The organism is Kosakonia sp. SMBL-WEM22, assembly GCF_014490785.1.
In the GTDB taxonomy this organism is placed as follows: Bacteria; Pseudomonadota; Gammaproteobacteria; order Enterobacterales; family Enterobacteriaceae; genus Kosakonia.
This window is the reverse complement of the sequence record NZ_CP051488.1, coordinates 1,181,651-1,205,634: the sequence shown is the minus strand read 5'-3', so window position 1 is coordinate 1,205,634 and position 23,984 is coordinate 1,181,651. Positions and strand designations below refer to the sequence as shown.

The window sequence follows — 23,984 nt, the reverse complement described above, 5'->3', positions numbered from 1 at the left end:
TAAAGTCCGCCAGGTAATCAAGGTGACGTGACTGTGCCACACGCACCATTAACATGTAATGGAGTATATGGGGATGTTTCCCACACATTCAACGCCGGGAAGTCGGAAAAATAAAAGGGGAGATAAAATCCCCCCTTTTTGATTAACTGACTGTATAAATTGATGAATTATTCGCCAGATGCCTGCTGCGCTTCCGGCTTGCCGTAAATCAGCAGTGGCTTGGTTTGCCCGTCGATAACCGACTCATCAATCACCACTTTCTCGACATCTTCCAGAGATGGCAGATCGTACATGGTGTCGAGCAGCGCGGCTTCCACGATAGAGCGCAGACCACGCGCGCCGGTTTTGCGGCTCATCGCTTTCTTGGCGATAGCGTTCAGCGCTTCGTCGCGGAACTCCAGATCGACGCCTTCCAGGTTAAACAGCGCCTGGTACTGCTTGGTCAGGGCGTTTTTCGGCTCTTTCAGGATCTGAATCAGCGCTTCTTCGCTCAGCTCGTTCAGCGTGGCGACAACCGGCAGACGACCGATGAACTCCGGGATCAGACCAAATTTGATCAAATCTTCCGGCTCAACCTGCGCCAGCAGCTCGCCCTCTTTCGCTTTTTCGGATTTTCCTTTCACCGTCGCGCCAAAACCGATGCCGGAGCCGGTTTCCACACGGTGAGAGATCACCTTATCAAGGCCTGCGAAAGCACCACCACAGATAAAGAGGATTTTGGAGGTATCAACCTGCAAAAACTCCTGCTGCGGATGCTTACGACCACCCTGCGGCGGAACGGCAGCAACGGTACCTTCGATCAGCTTCAGCAGCGCCTGCTGTACGCCTTCGCCCGATACGTCACGGGTGATGGAAGGGTTGTCTGACTTACGGGAGATCTTATCGATCTCATCAATGTAGACGATGCCGCGCTGCGCTTTCTGTACATCGTAGTCACACTTCTGCAGCAGCTTCTGAATGATGTTTTCCACATCTTCACCCACGTAGCCCGCTTCGGTAAGCGTGGTGGCGTCCGCCATGGTGAACGGAACATCAAGCAGACGCGCCAGCGTTTCGGCCAGCAGCGTTTTACCGGAACCGGTCGGCCCGATAAGCAGAATGTTACTTTTGCCTAATTCAACACCGTTGCTGGTGTCGCCATTACGCAGGCGTTTGTAGTGGTTGTAGACCGCTACCGCCAGCACCTTTTTCGCCTGCTCCTGACCAATAACGTAGTCATCGAGATGGTGGCGGATTTCATGCGGCGTCGGCAGCGCGCTGCGCTCGCGGTGCGGCGCAACTTCTTTAATCTCTTCGCGAATAATGTCGTTACACAGATCCACACATTCGTCGCAGATATACACGGACGGTCCGGCGATCAGTTTACGCACTTCATGCTGGCTTTTGCCGCAAAAAGAGCAGTACAACAGTTTGCCCGATCCATCTTTGCGTTTATCTGTCATGAGTAAAACCTCTTTTCTGTTCTTTGCGCCACACGACGACGCAAATGCCATTCCAGGCGCAAAACGTTACTCAGGCATTACGCCGCTTGCACTGGAAAGTATAGCGGCCAATGCGGACTGAGCATTAGTTACGGTGGGTCAAAATCGAGTCGACCAACCCGTAATCAACTGCTTCTTGCGCGGCAAGGAAGCGGTCACGTTCGGTATCGCGCTCAATTTGTTCTAAAGATTGACCCGTGTGATGTGCCATAAGTTCATTCATGCGCCCTTTCACTTTCAGGATCTCACGCGCGTGGATTTCGATATCCGTCGCCTGACCCTGATAGCCGCCCAGCGGCTGGTGGATCATCACGCGTGAATTCGGCAGGCAGAAGCGCTTGCCTTTTGCGCCAGCCGTCAGCAGAAATGCGCCCATTGACGCTGCCTGGCCCATACAGATGGTGCTGACGTCCGGTTTAATAAATTGCATGGTGTCATAGATAGACATGCCTGCCGTGATCACGCCACCCGGAGAGTTAATGTAGAGATAGATATCTTTTTCCGGGTTCTCTGCTTCGAGAAACAGCATTTGCGCCACGATCAGGTTGGCCATATGGTCTTCGACCTGACCGGTCAGGAAAATTACGCGTTCCTTGAGAAGACGGGAGTAGATATCGAAAGAGCGCTCACCGCGGGAGGTCTGTTCAATTACCATTGGCACCAGGGCCATATGGGGTGCAAAGTTGTCTCGTTCGCCGCTGTATGACATTTCCGTCTCCTGGATAAAAAATTAACAAACTTGCTGCACTGATTGTACTTGAGTCAAAGAGGTCTGACTACGACCCCTCACGGACGGATTATCAGCCAGAGTCTTTCCTGCCACCCTCTTTAGTGGGGATGACCACGCATGTTTTCAAGCATAACAATCTTTTGCTGTTACGCTAACCCTGAAACACGCTTTTAGCACAGTTCTGATAAAGCCAGTGCGATAAAAAAAGCCCGCCACCAGCAAGCAGGTGACGGGCTTATTACTTTTAGCTATCGCAGAAAACGATTAAGCCTGTTGGTTCATCAGCTCGCTGAAGGAGGTTGCTTTCTCCGTCACTTTCGCTTTTTCCAGAACCGCTTCAACCGCTTGTTCTTCCAGCGCGACGTTACGCATGTTGTCCATCAGCTCTTTGTTTTTGCTGTAGAACTCGATCACTTCTTTCGGATCTTCATACGCAGAAGCCATCTCTTCGATCAGGCCTTTTACGCGCTCTTCGTCAGCTTTCAGCTCGTGGGTACGAATCACTTCGCCCAGCAGCAGACCAACGACAACGCGGCGTTTAGCCTGCTCTTCGAACAGCTCGCGCGGCAGTTCCAGAGCCTGTTTTTCGTTGCCACCGAAACGCTGAGCAGCCTGGCGACGCAGAACGTCGATTTCGCTGTCGATCAGTGCAGCCGGTACGTCGATGTTGTTGGCGTTAACCAGACCGTCGATCGCCTGAGATTTAACACGGTTACGCACGGCGCCTTTCAGCTCGCGCTCCATGTTTTTACGCACTTCTGCGCGCAGACCGTCCATAGAACCATCTTCAACGCCGAAACGTTTGATGAACTCTTCGGTCAGTTCCGGCAGCTCACGCTCTTCAACTTTCTTCAGGTTAATGACGAATTTCGCCGCTTTACCTTTCAGATTTTCCGCGTGGTACTCTTCCGGGAAGGTCACGTCGATGGTGAACTCTTCGCCCGCTTTGTGGCCTTTGATGCCCTCTTCAAAGCCCGGGATCATACGACCCTGACCCATCGCCAGTACGAAATCGGTCGCTTTGCCGCCTTCGAACTCTTCACCGTCAACAGAACCGGTGAAATCGACAGTTACACGGTCTTCTGCGTCTGCAGCGCCATCTTTCTCTTTCCAGTCTGCCTGCTGCTTACGCAGGGTATCCAGCATGGTGTCAACGTCAGCGTCAGTCACTTCAACGATCGGTTTTTCAACTTCGATGGTGTCCAGCGCTTTCAGTTCAACTTCCGGATAGACTTCGAATTCAACAGAGTAGGTGAAGTCTTCGCCCAGTTTGTATTCGCCCGGAACATAGTTCGGTGCGCCAGCCGGGTTGATTTTTTCCTGGATGATCGCGTCGATGAAGTTGCGGCTCATCAGGTCGCCCAGCACATCCTGGCGAACAGAGGCGCCGTAACGCTGAGCAACAACGGTCATCGGGACTTTGCCCTTACGGAAACCGTCAATACGTACTTTCTTCGCTACGTTGACCAGCTCGCTCTTCACAGCGGTCTCGATGCTGTCAGCAGCGATTGTAATCGTTACACGGCGCCCAAGGCCCTGAGTGGTCTCAACTGAAACTTGCATCTTGTTACCTCAAAAAATCACAGTGCTCGGTCAACTCTACCCTGCGCAGCAAACCTTTCGCTTTGCAGAACCGGGATGCTCTCTCTAATCAGATATACATTCCCTGTCGTCAGAATCACCCCGAAGACATTCCGAAAAATAAGACGCCGCATTATAGCGGCATCGCAGATATGAGTCGAGAACGGTAATAGCGCAACGGTGCGTCATTTTTCACACTTCTGAAGCAATTTTGCTCACAAAGGGGCGCTTCTCGCTCAAATTTCAGACAAAACAAAACGGCCCGCAGGCCGTTTTCACATTAACTGCATGCAACATACTGGAAAAGTTCAGCCTGTTGCAACCCGGTTTTCTAGGCGAGAGTCCCTGCGCCGCGGCAGGCTGGCGAGGTCAGCAGGGTATCCTGGAGCCCTTCCCACTCTTTCAGAGTGTAGGTATGCAGCGCGAGCGCATGAATTTTCGTCGCCAGCTCATCTGCCAGGGTTCCGTAAATCATGCGGTGGCGATTGAGGAAACGTTCACCGGTGAAGCAGTCGCTCACCAGTACCACTTTGAAATGGCTTTCCGAACCCGCAGGAACGTTGTGACGGTAACTTTCGTCAACAACGTCGAGGAAAACAGGCTCAAATGCCGCCTTCAGTTTTGATTCTATTTGATCACGCATCATCATGGCACGCCTCCGACAACGCTGAGATACCAGCTATCCCTTTAAATGTTAGCCGCTTTTACCGTCTCCGTTACAATAAGACAACAAAAATTTAGCCTTCGTCGCGCTTTTTCGCTCAACGGCACAATCTCAAAGGAAAACTGAGCCATTTGGGGCGAGGATAGCGTTTGAAGATGTTCTGTGCGATGAAAAAAAGCACAACACGATGAATTTACATGCGTTGAGGACTTCCTCTTAACAACGGCAATGTTATGATGGCGACAATTTTTCCCAGAAGTTAGAGCCTTGAGAGCCTGAACATGATTAAGAAACTCCTCTTCCCGTTAGTTGCTTTATTTATGCTGGCTGGCTGCGCAACACCGCCGACCACCCTTGACGTCACACCGAAAATTACTCTTCCGCAACAAGACCCGAGCCTGATGGGCGTAACCGTCAGCATTAACGGTGCCGATCAGCGTCCGGATCAGGCGCTGGCGAAAGTCACGCGTGATAACCAGCTTGTCACCCTCACCGCATCGCGCGATCTGCGCTTCCTGCTGCAGGAAGTGCTTGAGAAGCAGATGACCGCCCGCGGTTACATGATTGGGCCGAACGGCGTGGTTAACCTGCAGATCATCGTTAACCAGCTCTATGCTGACGTCTCTCAGGGCAACGTGCGTTACAACATCGCCACCAAAGCGGATATCGCTATCATCGCCACCGCCGCCAATGGCAACAAGCTGACGAAAAACTACCGCGCCAGCTATAACGTGGAAGGCGCTTTCCAGGCGACCAACGAAAAGATCACCAATGCGGTTAACAGCGTGTTGACCGACACCATCGCGGATATGTCCCAGGACACCACCATCCACGATTTCATCAAGCAGAACGCCCGTTAATCTCTCTGCACTGGCCCGGTTCCGCCGGGCCAGCTGAGCCGCCATGTCCAGTCACTACTTACGCATTTTCACGCAGCCCAAATCAGCGATTTTGCTGATGCTCGGCTTTGCATCCGGTTTGCCTCTCGCCCTCACCAGTGGCACGTTACAAGCCTGGATAACCGTCGCAGACATTGATGTTAAAACCATCGGTTTCTTCTCATTGGTCGGCCAGGCCTACGTCTTTAAGTTTCTCTGGTCACCGGCGATGGATCGCTATACCCCCTCCTTTTTGGGACGCCGCCGCGGCTGGCTGCTGTTGACGCAGATTGCGCTCCTGATCGCCATTGCCGCGATGGGCTTTCTTGAGCCTGCCAGCGATTTACGCTGGATGGCAGCGCTGGCGGTGATTATCGCCTTTTGCTCCGCGTCGCAGGACATTGTTTTCGATGCATGGAAGACAGATGTGCTCTCCGCCGAAGAGCGCGGCGCGGGGGCGGCGATAAGTGTGCTCGGTTACCGCCTGGCGATGCTGATCTCCGGCGGCCTGGCTCTGTGGCTGGCCGATCGCTGGCTGGGCTGGCAAGGGATGTACTGGCTGATGGCGGCACTGATGATCCCCTGTATTATCGCCACGCTGCGCGCACCGGAGCCGGTGGGCACGCTGCCCGCACCGCGATCCCTTGAGGAAGCGGTAGTTGCGCCGCTGCGCGATTTCTTCGGGCGCAACAACGCCTGGCTGATCCTGCTGCTGATTGTCCTTTATAAGCTCGGCGACGCCTTTGCCATGAGCCTGACCACCCTCTTCCTGATTCGCGGCGTCGGTTTCGACCCGGGCGATGTCGGGATGGTGAATAAAAGCTTAGGGCTGGTGGCGACGATTATCGGTGCCCTGTGGGGCGGCGTGTTGATGCAGCGCTTAACGCTGTTCCGCGCCCTGCTGATCTTCGGAGTGTTACAAGCGATCTCCAATGCCGGTTACTGGCTACTCTCGATTACTGATAAAGACATTGTGACGATGGGCGCGGCGGTCTTCTTCGAAAACCTCTGCGGCGGCATGGGGACAGCGGCATTTGTCGCCCTGCTGATGACGCTCTGTAACAGCGCCTTTTCCGCCACGCAGTTCGCGTTGCTCTCGGCGCTATCTGCCGTTGGCCGCGTCTATGTCGGACCGCTGGCGGGCTGGTTTGTTGCCAGCTATGACTGGCCGACCTTCTATCTCTTTTCGATCTTTGCGGCGATCCCGGGGCTGGCGCTGCTGCTGCTGTGCAAACGCACGCTAGAGTATACGCAGCGCACGGAAGCCTTTATGCCACGCACCGAGTTCACGGCGCTTTACCGGCTGGCGCTGCGTACCCTCGGCGCAGGCGCGCTGCTGCTTGCTGCCGGCCTGCTGGTTCTGGCCAGCAATGCTCTCGGCCTTACACAGTGGTCTGTCGATAGCCTGCTGCTGGAGGGCGGTGCTCTACTGGCTTTAGCGGGCATCCTCTTTGGCGGGGCGCTGGATCTGCTGGCCCTGCGCAAAACCGACCTGCTTTAGTAGGGCGAAAGAGGCGCTAACGGGTGCCGATATATTTTACATAGCGTAAGTTAGGGTTATTTTTAAGAGAATAACCCTTTTAAAATCAGATAATAAAAATAAAAAAAGCAGAAAAATAAATTTAGCACCGTTATTATTTCGTTCATTAAACAGGCGTATTTTTGTTTTTTGTCCGTTCGCCCTGAATGGACAAAAAATAAAAAATCTTAATTAATTTGTGCCTTATAAAATAAGGTCTATCCTATAACGATTCAGCACTGTTATTAATTGTTGGGTTTCGTATTCGTTCCAATAATGTTTAATAGTTGCTGGGTAATTGTTAATTATTTGTTTATTTGAATGATTGGTTATACCAATTTACCCTCAACGCAGATTGTAATGTCAGGTTTTCGTTATAATCGCTCTCTCTGGCTGTGCGAACGCCGGTTTTACAGATTGTTGCATTCTGTGTGACATATGCGGCAGAACCCAGTAACACCTTACTGACACAAAGCCAATCATGTTTACAGTAACGTAACCTTTCCGTAAAATGCCCGCACACTTTAAGCGCCACCAGATCCCGTGGAATTGAGGTCGTTAAATGAGACTCAGGAAATACAATAAAAGTTTGGGATGGATGTCCTTAATCGCCGGCACTGTATTACTCAGTGGCTGCGATTCTGCGCTTCTTGACCCCAAAGGACAGATTGGTATGGAGCAACGCTCACTCATCCTGACGGCTTTTGGCCTGATGATGATTGTCGTGGTGCCTGCCATCTTAATGGCCGTAGGTTTTGCCTGGAAGTATCGTGCGAGCAATAAAGATGCGAAGTATAGCCCGAACTGGTCACACTCCAATAAAGTGGAAGCTGTGGTCTGGACGGTGCCGATTCTGATCATCCTGTTCCTTGCCGTGCTGACGTGGAAAACCACCCACTCGCTCGAGCCGAGCAGACCACTGGTACATGACGAGCGCCCGGTTACTATTGAAGTGGTCGCCATGGACTGGAAATGGTTCTTTATCTATCCGGAACAGGGCATCGCTACCGTGAATGAAATCGCCTTCCCGGCGAACACTCCGGTGGAATTCAAAGTGACTTCCAACTCCGTGATGAACTCGTTCTTTATTCCGCGTCTGGGCAGCCAGATCTACGCGATGGCCGGTATGCAGACCAAACTGCATCTGATTGCCAACGAAGCAGGTACGTATGATGGCATCTCTGCCAGCTACAGCGGCCCGGGCTTCTCAGGCATGAAGTTTAAAGCCATTGCAACGCCGGACCGCGCCGCATTTGACCAGTGGGTCGCTAAAGCGAAACAGTCTTCTACTACGGTGCCTGATATGGCGACGTACGAGAAAATTGCCGCACCAAGCGAATACAACAAGGTTGAATACTTCTCCAGCGTGAAACCCGATTTGTTTAAAGATGTCATTAACAAATTTATGGGCCACGGCAAGAGCATGGACATGACCCAACCGGAAGGTGAGCACAAGTCACACGAAGGTATGGAAGGCATGGACATGAGCCACGCGGAAACCTCTCACTAAGGGGCCGAGGAAAACGATGTTCGGAAAACTTACACTGGATGCAGTGCCGTACCATGAACCGATTATCATGGTTACGATCGCTGCGATTGCCGTCGGTGGTCTGGCGGTAGTCGGCCTGCTCTCTTACTTCGGTAAGTGGAAATGGCTATGGAATGAGTGGTTGACCTCGGTTGACCATAAACGTCTTGGCATCATGTATGTCCTCGTAGCGGTTGTTATGCTGCTGCGCGGCTTTGCTGACGCCGTGATGATGCGTAGTCAACAAGCGATTTCGTCAATGGGCGAAGCGGGCTTCCTGCCGCCTCACCACTACGATCAGATCTTCACCGCCCACGGCGTGATTATGATCTTCTTCGTGGCGATGCCGTTTGTTATCGGTCTGATGAACCTGGTGGTTCCGCTGCAGATCGGCGCGCGCGACGTTGCCTTCCCGTTCCTTAACAACCTGAGCTTCTGGTTCACGGTTGTGGGCGTGATTCTGGTTAACATCTCTCTGGGCGTCGGTGAGTTCGCACAGACAGGTTGGCTGGCTTATCCGCCGCTTTCGGGAATAGAGTACAGCCCTGGTGTCGGGGTCGATTACTGGATCTGGAGTCTCCAGCTCTCTGGTATCGGTACGACGCTGACCGGTATTAACTTCTTCGTGACCATCCTGCGCATGCGTGCGCCAGGCATGACCATGTTCAAAATGCCGGTCTTCACCTGGGCCTCTCTGTGCGCGAACGTGCTGATTATCGCTTCGTTCCCAATTCTGACGGTTACTATCGCGTTGCTTACCCTGGATCGCTATCTGGGCACCCATTTCTTTACCAACGATATGGGCGGCAACATGATGATGTACATCAACCTGATTTGGGCGTGGGGTCACCCGGAAGTGTACATTCTGGTGCTGCCGGTGTTCGGGGTCTTCTCCGAAATTACCGCCACCTTCTCGCGTAAACGCCTGTTTGGCTACACCTCGCTGGTGTGGGCAACCGTGTGTATTACCATCCTGTCGTTCATCGTTTGGCTGCACCACTTCTTCACCATGGGTGCCGGCGCGAACGTAAACGCCTTCTTCGGTATTACCACGATGATTATCGCCATCCCGACCGGGGTGAAGATCTTCAACTGGCTGTTCACCATGTACCAGGGCCGTATCGTATTCCACTCCTCTATGCTGTGGACTATCGGCTTTATCGTCACCTTCTCCGTAGGTGGGATGACCGGTGTGCTGCTGGCGGTTCCGGGCGCAGACTTCGTACTGCACAACAGCCTGTTCCTGATTGCGCACTTCCATAACGTCATCATCGGCGGCGTGGTATTTGGTTGCTTCGCAGGTATGACCTACTGGTGGCCGAAAGCGTTTGGTTACACCCTGAACGAAACCTGGGGTAAACGCGCCTTCTGGTTCTGGATTATCGGCTTCTTCGTTGCGTTTATGCCGCTGTACGTACTGGGCTTCATGGGTATGACCCGTCGTCTCAGCCAGCATATCGACCCGCAGTTCCATAGCATGCTGATTGTTGCAGCTTGTGGTGCCGCGCTGATCGCAATGGGTATCCTGTGTCTGCTGATTCAGATCTACGTCTCTATTCGTGACCGCGATCAGAACCGCGACCTGACCGGTGACCCGTGGGGTGGCCGTACGCTGGAGTGGGCAACCTCCTCTCCTCCGCCGTTCTATAACTTTGCCGTTGTTCCGGAAATTCACGAACGTGATGCTTTCTGGGAGATGAAAGAGAAAGGCGAAGCGTACAAGCAACCAGCCCACTATGAAGAGATTCATATGCCGAAAAACAGCGGCGCCGGGATTGTTATTGCCGCGTTCGCAACGGTATTCGGTTTTGCCATGATCTGGCACATCTGGTGGATGGCGATTGCCAGCTTCGCAGGCATCATCATTAGCTGGATTGTGAAAAGCTTCGACGAAGACGTGGACTACTACGTACCGGTTGCAGAAATCGAGAAACTGGAAAAACAGCATTTCGATGAGATCAACAAAGCAGGGCTGACAAATGGCAACTGATACTTTGACCAACGCGCACGCCCATGCGCACGAACACGGGCACCACGATGCAGGGCCGAATAAAGTATTCGGTTTCTGGATCTACCTGATGAGCGACTGCATTCTGTTCAGCTGTCTGTTCGCGACCTATGCCGTTCTGGTGAACGGCACAGCGGGCGGCCCGACCGGCAAGGACATTTTTGAACTGCCGTTCGTTCTGGTAGAGACATTCCTGCTGCTGTTCAGCTCCATCACCTACGGCATGGCGGCGATCGCCATGCACAAAGGCAACAAGAGCCAGGTTATCTCCTGGCTTGCGCTGACCTTCCTGTTTGGTGCGGGCTTTATCGGCATGGAGATTTATGAGTTCCATCATCTGATTGCGGAAGGTATGGGTCCGGATCGTAGCGGCTTCTTGTCAGCGTTCTTCGCGCTGGTTGGTACCCACGGTCTGCACGTCACTTCCGGCCTGATCTGGATGGCGGTTCTGATGTTCCAGATCTCCCGTCGCGGTCTGACCAGCACAAACCGTACCCGCATCATGTGCCTGAGCCTCTTCTGGCACTTCCTTGATGTGGTATGGATCTGTGTGTTCTCTGTTGTTTATCTGATGGGGGCGATGTAATGAGTCATTCAACCGATCACAGCGGCGCATCCCACGGTAGCGTAAAAACCTACATGACAGGTTTTATCCTGTCGATCATCCTGACGGTCATTCCGTTCTGGATGGTGATGAGCGGTACCGCGTCACACGCCGCAATTCTGGGGACCGTACTGGTCACCGCAGTGGTACAGATTTTGGTTCATCTGGTCTGCTTCCTGCACATGAACACCTCTTCTGAGGAGCGCTGGAACCTGACCGCCTTTGTCTTTACCGTGATTATCATCGCTATCCTGGTAGTGGGCTCCATCTGGATTATGTGGAACCTGAACTACAACATGATGGTTCACTAAGAGCGGCGAGTATGTTCAAGCAATACCTGCAAGTAACGAAACCGGGCATTATTTTTGGCAATTTGATCTCCGTGATTGGGGGGTTCCTGCTGGCCTCTAAAGGCCAGATTGATTACCCCCTGTTCCTCTACACGCTGGTTGGCGTGTCGTTGGTGGTCGCCTCTGGTTGTGTTTTTAACAACTACATCGACCGTGACATCGATAAAAAGATGGAGCGGACGAAAAACAGGGTGCTGGTCAGAGGGCTGATCTCGCCAAAAGTCTCGCTGGTGTACGCCGCCTTGTTGGGTATTGCTGGCTTTATGCTGCTGTGGTTCGGCGCAAATCCGCTGGCCTGCTGGCTCGGGGTGATGGGGTTTGTGGTTTATGTTGGGGTGTATAGCCTCTACATGAAACGCCACTCCGTCTACGGTACGCTGATTGGCTCTCTCTCCGGCGCAGCGCCGCCGGTGATTGGCTACTGTGCCGTGACCAACGAGTTTGATAGCGGCGCAGCGATCCTGCTGGCGATTTTCAGCCTGTGGCAGATGCCCCACTCGTATGCCATCGCGATTTTCCGCTTTAAGGATTATCAGGCAGCGAACATCCCGGTTCTGCCGGTGGTGAAAGGTATCTCCGTGGCGAAAAATCACATCACGCTCTATATCGTGGCATTTGCTGTCGCCACCCTGATGCTCTCGCTGGGCGGCTATGCAGGTTACAAATACCTGGTGGTTGCTGCCGCGGTGAGTCTGTGGTGGCTGGGCATGGCGCTGCGCGGATATAAAGTGGCGGATGATAAAGTGTGGGCGCGCAAACTGTTCGTCTTCTCGATTGTCGCCATCACTTCGCTCAGCGTGATGATGTCCGTGGACTTTATGGTGCCGGATTCACATAGCCTGCTGACTTACGTCTGGTGATCCAGACCGTCATCTAAAGGGTGCCCCGGCACCCTTTTTTTATGCCCGCAATCCCATTCACACAGGTAATATTTGTTAATTATCCTGGTGTTTACCCCGCCCAGCCCCCGCACTACACTATGTCCGGTTTTCAACATGAGGTGGTAATGAACGATTACAAGATGACGCCAGGCGAGTTGCGCGCCACCTGGGGTTTAGGGACTGTATTCTCCCTGCGCATGCTCGGCATGTTTATGGTCCTGCCCGTTCTGACCACGTACGGTATGGCGCTGCAGGGCGCCAGCGAAGCATTAATCGGTCTGGCAATTGGTATTTATGGCCTCGCTCAGGCCATCTTTCAAATTCCCTTCGGCCTGCTCTCTGATCGCATCGGCCGCAAGCCGCTGATCGTCGGCGGGCTGGTGATTTTTGTCGCCGGCAGCGTGATTGCCGCCCTCTCCCACTCTATCTGGGGTATTATTCTCGGCCGCGCACTGCAAGGCTCCGGCGCGATTGCCGCCGCAGTGATGGCGTTGCTCTCCGATCTGACCCGCGAGCAGAACCGCACCAAAGCGATGGCCTTTATCGGCGTCAGTTTTGGCGTCACCTTTGCTATCGCTATGGTACTCGGCCCGATCATCACCCATAAACTGGGTCTGCATGCGCTCTTCTGGATGATCGCCGGTCTTGCCACGCTCGGCATTGCGCTGACATTGTGGGTGGTGCCAAACAGCACCCAGCACGTGCGCAACCGTGAATCGGGGATGGTGAAAGGGTGCTTCAGCCTGGTAATGGCTAATCCGAAGCTACTTAAGCTCAACTTCGGCATTATGTGCCTGCATATGCTGCTGATGTCGACATTTGTTGCCCTGCCGGGACAGCTGGAAGCTGCCGGGTTTGCTGCAGCGCAGCACTGGAAAATCTATCTCGTCACCATGCTGGTGTCGTTTGTCTCCGTCGTGCCGTTCATTATCTATGCCGAAGTGAAGCGCAAAATGAAGCGGGTCTTCCTGCTATGCGTCGCCCTGCTGGTGATTGCAGAAATTGTGCTGTGGGGCGCTGGCCCGCACTTCTGGGAGATTGTCATCGGCGTGCAGATCTTCTTCCTTGCCTTTAACCTGATGGAAGCGCTGCTGCCCTCGCTTATCAGTAAAGAGGCACCCGCCGGTTATAAAGGCACGGCGATGGGCATCTACTCCACCAGCCAGTTTCTTGGCGTAGCAATTGGCGGCTCGCTCGGCGGTTGGGTCGATGGCTTTTTCGACTCCCAGACGGTCTTCCTCGCCGGTGCGCTGCTGGCGGTGGTCTGGCTGCTGGTCGCCAGCACCATGCAGGAGCCGCCTTACGTCAGCAGCTTGCGTATCGCCATTCCTGATGATGTTGCGGTAGATAGTGCGCTGCAACAGCGCCTACTGGCAATGGAGGGGGTGAGCGAAGCGATGGTGGTGCCGGAGGAGCGCAGCGTCTATGTGAAGATAGACAGCAAGGTGACCAATCGCTTTGAAGTAGAACAGGTGGTTGCGGGTTAAAAAACATGCGCCCTCCCCCGCACGGGAGAGGGCAAGCGATTAATCGCGGAAGTTCTTAAACTGGAACGGCTGGCCTAAATTACCGCCACGTACCAGTGCCATAGCGGCCTGCAGGTCGTCACGAGCTTTACCGGTCACGCGGATCTCTTCACCCTGAATCTGCGTCTGCACCTTCAGTTTGCTCTCTTTGATCAGCTTGACGATCTTCTTCGCCGTTGCGGCATCAATCCCCTGCTTGAGTTTGGCTTCAACAAACCAGGTTTTACCGCTATGCACAAACTCTTCCGGCACTTCCAGCGAGGTACCTTCGATGCCGCGCTTTAGCAGCTTGGCGCGCAGAATGTCGAGCAGTTGGTTGACCTGGAAGTCAGACTCGCTCAGCACCTTGATGGTTTTGTTGGTTTCGTTTAATTCAAATGTCGCTTCAATGTTGCGAAAGTCGAAACGCGTGGCCAGTTCACGGGTCGCATTTTCAACGCCGTTTTGCACTTCGCGCAGATCAATTTCGGAAACAATATCGAAAGATGGCATCTTTTCTCTCCCTCTGTAATTTCAGCGATGCATAATACCCGCACTGTGTATTAACACAATCTTGAATACTGGAAGCTTAGCTGACAGCGCTATACTTATCGCTGTAACACCTGGCGCAGTTGCAGGTGAGGAGGAATAATGAGAATTACCGTACTGGGATGCGGCGCTTTAGGGCAACTCTGGTTAACGGCACTGTGCAAGCAGGGACATGAGGTACAGGGGTGGCTACGTATCCCGCAACCTTATTGCAGTGTGAACCTGGTTGAAGAAGACGGCACGATTTTCAATGAGTCCTTGACGGCTAACGATCCCGACTTCCTGGCGCGCAGCGATCTGCTGCTGGTCACGCTCAAGGCATGGCAGGTATCCGATGCGGTAAAAGGGTTGGCTTCCTCGCTCTCGTCCACTACGCCAGTGCTTTTACTTCATAACGGTATGGGTACCGTTGAAGAGCTCAAATCCCTGCCTAATCCGCTGCTGATGGGTACCACCACCCATGCTGCGCGCCGCGACGGCAATGTGATTGTTCACGTCGCCAGCGGCATCACCCATATTGGCCCGGCCCGCGCGCAGGATGGCGAGTTCAGCTACCTCGCCGACACACTACAAATGGTGCTCCCGGATGTGGCCTGGCACAACACTATTCGCCCCGCGCTGTGGCGCAAGCTGGCGGTGAACTGCGTCATTAACCCGCTGACGGCGCTGCGCGATTGCAAGAATGGCGATCTGCGCGATGCACCGGATGAGATTGCGAAGATCGCCCGCGAAGTGGCGGCGGTGATCGAGCGCGAAGGCCACCACATTGCGGCCGACGATCTGATTGCCTATGTCCATCAGGTGATTGAGAGCACGGCGGAGAATATCTCATCGATGCTGCAGGATGTGCGCGCGATGCGCCATACCGAGTGCGATTACATTACCGGCTATCTGCTCAGACGCGCCCGCGCGCACGGTATCGCGGTGCCTGAGAATGCCCGGTTGTTCGACCTGATTAAACGTAAGGAGAGTGAATATGAGCGCATCAGCTCTGATATGTCTCGCCCCTGGTAGTGAAGAGATGGAGGCGGTCACCACTATCGATCTGCTGGTGCGCGGTGGCATCGCGGTGACCACCGCCAGTGTGGCCAGCGACGGTGATCGCGTCATCACCTGCTCGCGCGGCGTAAAACTGCTGGCGGACGCGCCGCTGGTCGAAGTGGCTGATGGGGATTACGACGTGATCGTGCTGCCCGGTGGCCTGAAAGGCGCAGAGTGCATGCGCGACAATCCATTGCTGGTAGAGACCGTGCGCCAGTTTCACCTCTCCGGTCGCATCGTTGCGGCGATCTGCGCCGCTGCCGGCACCGTGCTGGTGCCCCATGAGATCTTCCCGATCGGCAATATGACCGGTTTCCCGGGGCTGAAGGAGACGATCCCGGAAGCGCAGTGGCAGGATAAGCGTGTGGTATGGGATCCACGTGTCAATCTGCTAACCAGCCAGGGGCCGGGCACGGCAATTGATTTTGGTCTGAAGATTATCGATCTGCTGGTTGGGCGCGAAAAAGCTCACGATGTGGCCTCACAGCTGGTGATGGCGGCAGGGATTTATAACTACTACGAAGCGTAAGCTTTGGGCTTGATTGCCGGATGGCGGCTTCGCCTTATCCGGCCTACGGGTATGTGCGGTCCGTTTGCCGGATGGCGCTGATGCTTATCCGGCCTGCGGATACGTGCGGTCTGTTTGCCGGATGGCGCTGATGCTTATCCGGCCTACGGGTTCGTGCGATCTGTTTGCCGGATGGCGCTGACGCTTATCCGGCCTACGGCTCGTGCGATCTGTTTGCCGGATGGCGCTGATGCTTATCCGGCCTACGGGTATGTGCGGTCTGTTTGCCGGATGGCGCTGATGCTTATCCGGCCTACGGGTATGTGCGGTCTGTTTGCCGGATGGCGCTGATGCTTGCCCGGCCTACGGGTATGTGCGGTTTTTTTGCATGCTATGCGGCAATCGATTTATGGCATGCTGCACCGCGTAGGCCGGATAAGGCGAAGCCGCCATCCGGCACAAACCACGGTGCTATCCTTGGCACAACGCAAAACTACGGGCGATAAACCTTCACGTTGGTAAAGCCTTGCTCGCGCAGATAGAGCGCTTGCAGGCGGCTCATCACGCCGCGCTCACACCACAACAGCCAGGTTTTGCTCTGATCGAGATCGCCAAACCTGGTGCTCAGCTTGTAGAACGGCAGCGACACCACATCTACCCCTTCCAGCTGCAGCGGCTTCTCATCCTGCTCATCGATGGAACGAATATCGAGGATCGCGTCATTCTCGCCGAAGCCGGTTACCGTCTCGACTTCCACCACCTCTTCCGCGGTCTGCTGCGCGATTTCACGAATATCAATATTGCTCGCTTCCGCGACCACTTTCTCAAGGATCGTGAAATCGAAGTTCGCTTCTTCCGCTTCAATCTTCCCTTTAACCGCTTTTACCGTCGGTTTTTTGGAGATCACGCCGCAATACTCCGGCATGGTGCGGGCAAAATCTTCGGTGCCGATTTTACGCGCCAGATCGATGATGTGCTCTTTATCGTGAGAGATAAGCGGGCGCAGGATCAGCGTATCGGAGACGTTATCAATCAAACGCAAATTGGTCAGCGTCTGGCTGGAGACCTGCCCGAGCGCTTCGCCGGTCACCAGGGCCTGCACGCCGTAGCGCTCCGCGACCTGGGACGCTGCGCGAACCATCATGCGTTTCAGTACTACGCCCATCTGGCCGTCGTCGACTTTTTCGAGGATCTCGCCCACCACCGGCTCAAAGTTGATCGCCACAAAGCGCACGCGATGGGAACTGCCGAAGCGGTTCCACAAATAGTGCGCCACCTGACGTACGCCGATTTCATGCGCTGCACCGCCGAGGTTAAAAAAGCAGTAGTGTACGCGGCAGCCGCGACGCATCAGCATATAGCTGGAGACGCCGGAGTCGAATCCGCCGGAGATGAGCGACAGCACATCTTCCTGCGTGCCGATCGGGAAGCCACCAATACCTTCATAGCGGCCCTTCACTAACAGCAGACGGTCGTCTTCAATCTCCAGATGCACGGTCACATCCGGGTGAGTCAATTTGACCTTTGCCGAGGCAACGTGTTGATTAAGGCCGCCGCCGATGTAGCGTTCTGCTTCAATCGAGCTAAACTCATGTTGCCCGCGGCGTTTTACCCGCACGCAGAAGGTTTTACCTTCAATCGCATCGCGATACTGCGCCAGCGCTTTCTCGAATATGTCGTGCAGGGAGGTAAAGGGAACATCTTCCACCTCCAGCACATGGTGAATACCCGGCACGCGGGTCAGCGCATCGCGGATCGCCAGACGCTGATTTTCGTCTTTGGCGCGCACTTCAATATGGTCCCAGTGGCGCACCACGGCGAGCGCCTCATCGTAGTGCTTCAGAACGTTACGAATGTTCCCGGTCAGAATTTTAATAAAGCGCAAACGCACAGATTGGCTTTTGATGGTGATTTCCGGGAACAATTTAATGATAAACTTCATGGCGGCAATGGTTCGTTGGCAAGCCTGCAAAGGCCTGTAGAGGAAAATTTACAGCAGCCCCTACCCGCGGCTGCATCCAGGCGCGGAAGTATATCACCATCGCGAAGATCATGTGCAACGCATTACCATTGAGCGTTATTTGCTATGTGCCCCGACTTCGCTACCATAACGTAGTCGGAATAATAGAAGAGTCAGACATTCACTATGCCAAAGAAAAACGACGCACCCGCTAGTTTCGAAACCGCACTGAACGAACTGGAACAGATTGTCACTCGTCTTGAAAGCGGTGAACTTCCGCTTGAAGAGGCCCTGAATGAGTTCGAACGCGGCGTTCAGCTGGCCCGCCAGGGACAGGTTAAGCTCCAGCAGGCGGAACAGCGCGTACAGATCCTGCTCTCCGATACCGAAGAGGCGCCGCTAACCCCTTTCGCTCCGGATGCTGAATAGATGGATTTCAATCAACAACTGCAGGCCTGCGTTGAACAGGCCAACGACGCGCTGCGCCGTTTCATTGCTCCCCTGCCCTTTCAGAACACTCCGCTGGTTGAGGCGATGCAGTATGGCGCACTCTTAGGCGGTAAGCGCCTGCGTCCCTTTTTGGTGTACGCCACCGGTCGCATGTTCGGCGTCAGCCAACAGACGCTGGACGCGCCTGCAGCCGCGGTGGAGTGTATTCATGCTTACTCATTAATGCATGACGATCTGCCGGCGATGGACGACGACGATCTGCGTCGCGGTCTGCCCACCTGCCATATTAAATTTGGCGAAGCCAATGCCATTCTTGCAGGCGATGCCTTGCAGACGCTGGCCTTCTCGATCCTCACGGAAGCGCCGATGACAGACGTTGCCGCCGAAGATCGTCTGGCGATGGTCGCCACGCTGGCAAACGCCAGCGGCGTTGCCGGCATGTGCGGCGGGCAGGCGCTGGATCTGGCGGCGGAGAATGAGCAGGTCTCTCTGGAAGGGCTGGAGCAGATCCACCGTCATAAAACCGGGGCGCTTATCTGCGCGGCGGTAAAAATGGGCGCGCTGAGCGCCGGGCAACGCGGTCGCGACGCGCTGCCGCTGCTCGAACGCTACGCGCAGTGTGTCGGCCTGGCATTTCAGGTTCAGGATGATATTCTCGATGTGGTCGGCGATACTGCCACCCTTGGCAAACGCCAGGGTGCTGACCAGCAACTGGGTAAAAGCACCTACCCCGCACTACTGGGCCTTGAGCAAGCCCGCACGAAAGCCCGCGATCTGATTGACGACGCCCGCCAGGCGCTGAGCCTGCTGTCGGCGCAATCGCTGGATACGACGGCACTTGAAGCACTGGCGAATTACATAATCCAGCGTGATAAATAACGATATAACACGATGAGTCCGAGTCTCTGATGAGTTTTGATACTGCCAAATACCCGACGCTGGCGCTGGTTGATACCACGCAAGAGTTGCGCCTGCTGCCGAAAGAGAGTTTACCGAAACTGTGTGACGAACTGCGTCGCTACCTTCTCGACAGCGTAAGCCGCTCCAGTGGACACTTTGCCTCCGGGCTTGGCACGGTTGAACTGACCGTGGCGCTGCATTACGTCTATAACACGCCCTTCGATCAGTTAATCTGGGACGTCGGCCACCAGGCCTATCCGCATAAAATTTTGACCGGTCGCCGCGACAAAATTGGCACCATCCGGCAGAAAAATGGCCTGCACCCTTTTCCGTGGCGCGGCGAGAGTGAGTATGACGTGCTGAGCGTCGGCCACTCCTCCACCTCCATCAGCGCCGGGATCGGCGTGGCCGTTGCGGCAGCGAAAGAGAACAAGCAGCGTCGTACCGTCTGCGTGATTGGCGATGGCGCCATTACCGCAGGTATGGCGTTTGAAGCGATGAACCACGCCGGGGATATTCGCCCCGATATGCTGGTGGTGCTTAACGACAACGAGATGTCGATCTCCGAGAATGTTGGCGCGCTGAATAATCATCTGGCGAAGCTGCTCTCCGGCAAGCTCTACTCCACCCTGCGCGAAGGCGGGAAGAAAGTGCTCTCCGGCGTACCGCCAATCAAAGAGCTGCTGAAACGCACTGAAGAGCATATTAAAGGCATGGTTGTGCCGGGCACGCTGTTTGAAGAGCTGGGCTTTAACTATATCGGCCCGGTAGACGGCCACGATGTGCTGGGTCTGGTGCAGACGCTGCGCAATATGCGCGATCTGAAAGGCCCGCAGTTCCTGCATATTATGACCAAAAAAGGGCGCGGCTATGAGCCGGCCGAAAAAGACCCTATTACTTTCCATGCGGTGCCGAAGTTCGATCCGACCAGCGGTACCCTGCCGAAAAGCAGCGGCGGCATGCCGAGCTATTCGAAAATCTTCGGCGACTGGCTATGTGAAACCGCCGCAAAAGATAACAAGTTAATGGCCGTTACCCCGGCGATGCGCGAAGGCTCCGGCATGGTTGAGTTCTCGCGCAAATACCCCGGGCAATATTTTGATGTCGCCATTGCCGAGCAGCACGCGGTCACCTTTGCCGCCGGGCTGGCGATTGGCGGTTATAAACCCGTAGTTGCGATCTACTCCACCTTCCTGCAGCGCGCCTACGATCAGGTGATCCATGACGTGGCGATCCAGAAGCTACCGGTGCTGTTTGCTATCGATCGCGCCGGGATTGTTGGCGCAGATGGTCAGACCCACCAGGGGGCGTTTGATATCTCCTATCTGCGCTGCATCCCGGATATGGTGGTGATGACGCCGAGCGATGAGAACGAGTGCCGCCAGATGCTCTTTACCGGCTACCACTACATGGATGGCCCGAGCGCCGTGCGCTACCCGCGCGGTAACGCGGTCGGCGTGACGCTGGAGCCGCTGGCGAAGCTGCCCATCGGTAAAGGCGTGGTGAAGCGCAAAGGCGAGAAGGTAGCGATCCTCAACTTCGGGACGTTACTGCCGGAAGCGGCAAAAGCTGCCGAGGCGCTCAACGCGACGCTCATCGATATGCGCTTTGCCAAGCCGCTCGATGAAGCGCTGATTCTGCAGGCGGCTACGCAGCATGAGGTGCTGGTGACGCTTGAAGAGAACGCCATTGCGGGCGGTGCTGGCAGCGGTGTTAACGAAGTGCTGATGGCGAAGCGCAAACCGGTGCCGGTGCTTAACCTCGGCCTGCCGGACTTCTTTATCCCGCAGGGGACGCAGGATGAAGCGCGCGCCGAGATTGGTCTCGATGCTGCCGGTATCGAATCGCGCATCAAAAACTGGCTCGTCTGATTCCGCCCTTTTCCGCTCCTGCTATGCTTAAGCCTAATTCGTGACCAGCAGGAGTGGAACCATGCAATACAACACATTAGGGAAAACAGACCTCAAGGTCTCCCGCCTTTGCCTTGGCTGTATGACCTTTGGTGAGCCGGACCGGGGTAAACATGCCTGGACGCTGCCGGAAGAGAGCAGCCGCCCGATTATCCAACGCGCGCTGGAAGGCGGGATTAACTTCTTTGACACCGCCAACAGCTACTCCGACGGCAGCAGTGAAGAGATCGTGGGCCGTGCGCTGCGCGATTTCGCCCGCCGCGATGAAGTGGTTGTCGCCACCAAGGTTTACCATCAGGTCGGCGATCTGGCGGAAGGCCTCTCCCGCGCGCAGATCCTGCGCTCCATTGATGACAGCCTGCAGCGCCTCGGCATGGAGTATGTCGATCTGCTGCAAATCCACCGCTGGGACTACAACACACCGATTGAAGAGACGCTGGAAGCGCTGAACGATGTGGTGAAGGCGGGTAAAGCGCGCTATATCGGCGCCTCCTCGATGCACGCCAGTCAGTTTGCGCAGGCGCTGGAGTTACAGGAGCAGCACGGCTGGGCGCGCTTTGTCACCATGCAAAACCACTACAACCTGATCTACCGGGAAGAAGAGCGCGAAATGCTGCCGCTCTGCTACAAAGAGGGCGTGGCGATTATTCCGTGGAGCCCGCTGGCACGCGGACGTTTGACCCGTCCGTGGGGGGAAACCACCGCCCGTCTGGTCTCCGATGAGTTTGGCAAAACCCTGTATAGCGAAACGGACGCCAACGATGCACAGATCGCCGAGCGTCTGGCGAGCGTGGCGGAAGAGCTGGGCACTTCGCGTGCGCAGGTGGCGCTGGCGTGGCTGTTGAGTAAGCCAGGCGTTGCCGCACCGATTATTGGCGCGTCGCGTGAGGATCAGCTGGAAGAGTTGTTAGGCGCAGTAGAGGTTACGCTGAAGCCTGAGCAGATTGCCGAGCTGGAGATGCCTTACAAACCGCACCCGGTGGTGGGATTTAAGTAGTTCGCAGAGCGGATAGATTGCCGGATGGCGGCTCACGCCTTATCCGGCCTACGCCCAGATGCCAATGCGGCGTCGTAGGCCTGATAAGCGAAGCGCCGTCAGGCATTTCGCCGCAGCCGGGTAGATTGCCGGATGGCGGCTCACGCCTTATCCGGCCTACGCCCAGATGCCAATGCGGTATCGTAGGCCTGATAAGCGAAGCGCCATCAGGCATTTCGCCGCAGCCGGGTAGATTGCCGGATGGCGGCTCACGCCTTATCCGGCCTACGCCCAGATGCCAATGCGGTGTCGTAGGCCTGATAAGCGAAGCGCCATCAGGCATTTCGCTGCAGCCGGTTAGATTGCCGGATGGCGGCTCACGCCTTATCCGGCCTACGCCCAGATGCCAATGCGGTGTCGTAGGCCTGATAAGCGAAGCGCCATCAGGCATTTCGCCGCAGCCGGATGACGTTAAATCAGCCCAATCGGCCAGTGGTGACCAATCAAGTAGAGCAACCCGGCGGCGACAATCCCGGCGACGATATCGTCGACCATAATCCCCATGCCGCCATGCACATTGCGATCGAACCAGCGGATCGGCCACGGCTTCCAGATATCAAAAATGCGAAACAGCACAAACCCAACGGCAACCCACTGCCAGTCGGTGGTGGGCAGCGCCATCAGGGTGATCCACATCCCGATAAACTCATCCCAGACGATACTGCCGTGATCGTGCACGCCCATATCTTTTGCCGTCTGATGGCAGAGATAGACGCCAAGCGAGATCCCCAGCATCACCAGCAGTGAATAGAGCTGCCAGGGCAAAAAGGTCATTAGCCACCAGAAGGGGATCGCCGCAATTGAGCCCATGGTGCCAGGCATAAACGGAATCAAACCGCTACCAAACCCGGTCGCCAGCAGGTGCCAGGGGTTACGCATATTGAGACGGCTTTTGGCAATATCTTTATCTTTAGTGCGCTGCAAAATGGTCGTATCCTTTCCAGTCGAGGGTGACGGCTTTTCCCTCGCGAGTGAAGTAGAGTCCCTCTCCGTCTGCGCCCATCTGCCCAATGCAGGTAAACGGTGCGCCGAGCTGACCAATCGCTACATCCAGCGCGCCGCGGTTCAGCTCAGGTATGGTAAAGCAGAGTTCATAATCCTCTCCGCCGGACAACGCCCAGCGCAGTGCCTGATCCGGCTCGACATGGCGGCGCATGGCGTCCGATAACGGGATCGCATCAAGATCAATCCGTGCGCCAAAGCCGCTCGCTTTCAGGATATGACCGAGATCGGAGATCAAACCATCAGAGAGATCGATGGCCGAGCTCGCCAGGTTACGTAGCGCCTGGCCCTGCAGCACGCGCGGTGTCGGGCGCAGATGGCGCTTTTTCAGGTAAGCCGCATCTTCGCTGTCACTGACGGTTAAACGGTTTTGCAAAATCGCCAGCCCGGCTGCGCTATCGCCAGGCGTACCGGTTACATAGATCCAGTCGCCCGGTTTCGCACCCGAGCGCTTCATCGCGCGGCCTGCCGGCACGTAACCGTGAATGCCGATGGTCATCGACAGCGGTCCGCGGGTGGTGTCACCGCCGATAAGCTGCATATCGTAATAGCTGATTTGCTCAAACAGGCTATCGCTGAAGGCCTGCAGCCACGCTTCGTCCGCTTCCGGCAGAGTTAACGCCAGCGTCAGCCAGGCAGGATCGGCTCCCATCGCCGCTAAATCGCTAAGATTGGAGGCCATCGCTTTCCAGGCCAGATCGGCAGGATCGATATCGGGTAGAAAATGGTTACCCGCCACCAGCGTGTCGACGCTGATTGCCAGGGTCTGTTTTTCGGGGACATTGAGCAGCGCACAATCGTCACCGATACCGGTTTCGACGTCGCGACGTGAGGTTCGTACGCGGTCAAAATAACGGGCAATCAGGGAGAATTCACCGCATGCCATACGTTATTCCTCT

At 55.3% G+C, this 23,984-nt stretch carries 22 protein-coding genes; 14 read left to right on the top strand and 8 right to left on the bottom strand.

From position 1 onward, the window contains the following. Positions 1-167: 167 nt before the first annotated feature. The 4 genes from clpX to bolA form a co-directional block, all read right to left on the bottom strand. Positions 168-1,442, bottom strand: coding sequence for an ATP-dependent protease ATP-binding subunit ClpX (clpX, locus tag HF650_RS05700; RefSeq protein WP_187801543.1), 1,275 nt, complete (start codon positions 1,440-1,442; stop codon positions 168-170). A 124-nt stretch (positions 1,443-1,566) separates the two neighbouring features. Continuing rightward, positions 1,567-2,190: an ATP-dependent Clp endopeptidase proteolytic subunit ClpP gene (clpP, locus tag HF650_RS05695; protein WP_007373538.1), complete on the bottom strand. Its 624-nt coding sequence runs from the start codon at positions 2,188-2,190 to the stop codon at positions 1,567-1,569. A 285-nt stretch (positions 2,191-2,475) separates the two neighbouring features. Then, positions 2,476-3,774, bottom strand: coding sequence for a trigger factor (tig, locus tag HF650_RS05690; protein WP_124969419.1), 1,299 nt, complete (start codon positions 3,772-3,774; stop codon positions 2,476-2,478). Between the two features lie 349 nt (positions 3,775-4,123). Next, positions 4,124-4,441 (bottom strand): transcriptional regulator BolA, encoded by a 318-nt coding sequence (gene bolA, locus HF650_RS05685; RefSeq protein WP_042713623.1) that lies wholly within the window; start codon positions 4,439-4,441, stop codon positions 4,124-4,126. 296 nt (positions 4,442-4,737) lie between these two features. Here bolA and HF650_RS05680 point away from each other — a divergent pair, with 296 nt between their 5' ends. The 8 genes from HF650_RS05680 (at position 4,738) to HF650_RS05645 (ending at position 13,711) form a co-directional block, all read left to right on the top strand. Continuing rightward, positions 4,738-5,316 (top strand): lipoprotein, encoded by a 579-nt coding sequence (locus HF650_RS05680; protein WP_187801542.1) that lies wholly within the window; start codon positions 4,738-4,740, stop codon positions 5,314-5,316. A 43-nt stretch (positions 5,317-5,359) separates the two neighbouring features. After that, a complete protein-coding gene (gene ampG / locus HF650_RS05675) occupies positions 5,360-6,835 on the top strand; it encodes a muropeptide MFS transporter AmpG (RefSeq protein WP_187801541.1) in 1,476 nt (491 codons plus the stop codon). Positions 6,836-7,415: 580 nt separating this feature from the next. Continuing rightward, positions 7,416-8,363 carry a cytochrome o ubiquinol oxidase subunit II gene (gene cyoA, locus HF650_RS05670; protein WP_187801540.1) on the top strand — a complete coding sequence of 316 codons (948 nt, stop codon included), beginning with the start codon at positions 7,416-7,418 and terminating at the stop codon, positions 8,361-8,363. 16 nt (positions 8,364-8,379) lie between these two features. Continuing rightward, positions 8,380-10,371: a cytochrome o ubiquinol oxidase subunit I gene (gene cyoB / locus HF650_RS05665; protein ID WP_187801539.1), complete on the top strand. Its 1,992-nt coding sequence runs from the start codon at positions 8,380-8,382 to the stop codon at positions 10,369-10,371. Continuing rightward, the gene (locus tag HF650_RS05660; RefSeq protein ID WP_187801538.1) at positions 10,361-10,975 is read left to right on the top strand and encodes a cytochrome o ubiquinol oxidase subunit III; all 615 of its coding nucleotides are present in this window, start codon (positions 10,361-10,363) and stop codon (positions 10,973-10,975) included. Before cyoB ends, HF650_RS05660 begins: the two co-directional genes overlap by 11 nt. Beyond that, entirely contained in the window at positions 10,975-11,304 is a 330-nt protein-coding gene (locus HF650_RS05655) for a cytochrome o ubiquinol oxidase subunit IV (protein ID WP_187801537.1), read from the top strand. Before HF650_RS05660 ends, HF650_RS05655 begins: the two co-directional genes overlap by 1 nt. An 11-nt stretch (positions 11,305-11,315) precedes the next feature. Then, the gene (cyoE, locus tag HF650_RS05650; RefSeq protein WP_094419519.1) at positions 11,316-12,203 is read left to right on the top strand and encodes a heme o synthase; all 888 of its coding nucleotides are present in this window, start codon (positions 11,316-11,318) and stop codon (positions 12,201-12,203) included. 146 nt (positions 12,204-12,349) lie between these two features. Continuing rightward, the gene (locus tag HF650_RS05645; protein ID WP_187801536.1) at positions 12,350-13,711 is read left to right on the top strand and encodes an MFS transporter; all 1,362 of its coding nucleotides are present in this window, start codon (positions 12,350-12,352) and stop codon (positions 13,709-13,711) included. Positions 13,712-13,750: 39 nt separating this feature from the next. Here HF650_RS05645 and HF650_RS05640 read toward each other — a convergent pair whose 3' ends face one another. Then, positions 13,751-14,242 carry a YajQ family cyclic di-GMP-binding protein gene (locus HF650_RS05640; RefSeq protein WP_187801535.1) on the bottom strand — a complete coding sequence of 164 codons (492 nt, stop codon included), beginning with the start codon at positions 14,240-14,242 and terminating at the stop codon, positions 13,751-13,753. A gap of 138 nt (positions 14,243-14,380) precedes the next feature. Here HF650_RS05640 and panE point away from each other — a divergent pair, with 138 nt between their 5' ends. Together panE and yajL are read left to right on the top strand one after the other, a co-directional pair. Continuing rightward, positions 14,381-15,292, top strand: a complete 912-nt coding sequence (panE, locus tag HF650_RS05635; RefSeq protein WP_187801534.1) for a 2-dehydropantoate 2-reductase — start codon at positions 14,381-14,383, stop codon at positions 15,290-15,292. Beyond that, positions 15,255-15,848: a protein deglycase YajL gene (yajL, locus tag HF650_RS05630; protein ID WP_187801533.1), complete on the top strand. Its 594-nt coding sequence runs from the start codon at positions 15,255-15,257 to the stop codon at positions 15,846-15,848. The genes panE and yajL overlap by 38 nt, the downstream gene beginning before the upstream one ends. Positions 15,849-16,320: 472 nt before the next feature. Here the strand turns inward: yajL and thiI are convergent, their stop codons facing one another. Then, the gene (gene thiI, locus HF650_RS05625) at positions 16,321-17,769 is read right to left on the bottom strand and encodes a tRNA uracil 4-sulfurtransferase ThiI (protein WP_187801532.1); all 1,449 of its coding nucleotides are present in this window, start codon (positions 17,767-17,769) and stop codon (positions 16,321-16,323) included. A gap of 204 nt (positions 17,770-17,973) precedes the next feature. Between thiI and xseB the strand changes: the two genes are divergently transcribed. From xseB to HF650_RS05605, 4 genes are all read left to right on the top strand, one after another. Then, positions 17,974-18,216, top strand: a complete 243-nt coding sequence (xseB, locus tag HF650_RS05620) for an exodeoxyribonuclease VII small subunit (protein WP_187801531.1) — start codon at positions 17,974-17,976, stop codon at positions 18,214-18,216. Continuing rightward, positions 18,217-19,116 (top strand): (2E,6E)-farnesyl diphosphate synthase, encoded by a 900-nt coding sequence (gene ispA, locus HF650_RS05615; RefSeq protein WP_187801530.1) that lies wholly within the window; start codon positions 18,217-18,219, stop codon positions 19,114-19,116. It abuts the gene before it with no gap. Between the two features lie 29 nt (positions 19,117-19,145). Further along, on the top strand, positions 19,146-21,008 hold the full coding sequence (gene dxs, locus HF650_RS05610; RefSeq protein WP_187801529.1) for a 1-deoxy-D-xylulose-5-phosphate synthase: 1,863 nt from the start codon (positions 19,146-19,148) through the stop codon (positions 21,006-21,008). Positions 21,009-21,069: 61 nt separating this feature from the next. Continuing rightward, a complete protein-coding gene (locus tag HF650_RS05605) occupies positions 21,070-22,044 on the top strand; it encodes an aldo/keto reductase (RefSeq protein WP_187801528.1) in 975 nt (324 codons plus the stop codon). 450 nt (positions 22,045-22,494) lie between these two features. Here the strand turns inward: HF650_RS05605 and pgpA are convergent, their stop codons facing one another. Both pgpA and thiL read right to left on the bottom strand, forming a co-directional pair. Then, on the bottom strand, positions 22,495-22,962 hold the full coding sequence (gene pgpA, locus HF650_RS05600) for a phosphatidylglycerophosphatase A (protein WP_187802616.1): 468 nt from the start codon (positions 22,960-22,962) through the stop codon (positions 22,495-22,497). Positions 22,963-22,993: 31 nt separating this feature from the next. Further along, positions 22,994-23,971 carry a thiamine-phosphate kinase gene (gene thiL / locus HF650_RS05595; RefSeq protein WP_187801527.1) on the bottom strand — a complete coding sequence of 326 codons (978 nt, stop codon included), beginning with the start codon at positions 23,969-23,971 and terminating at the stop codon, positions 22,994-22,996. Positions 23,972-23,984: the final 13 nt, after the last annotated feature.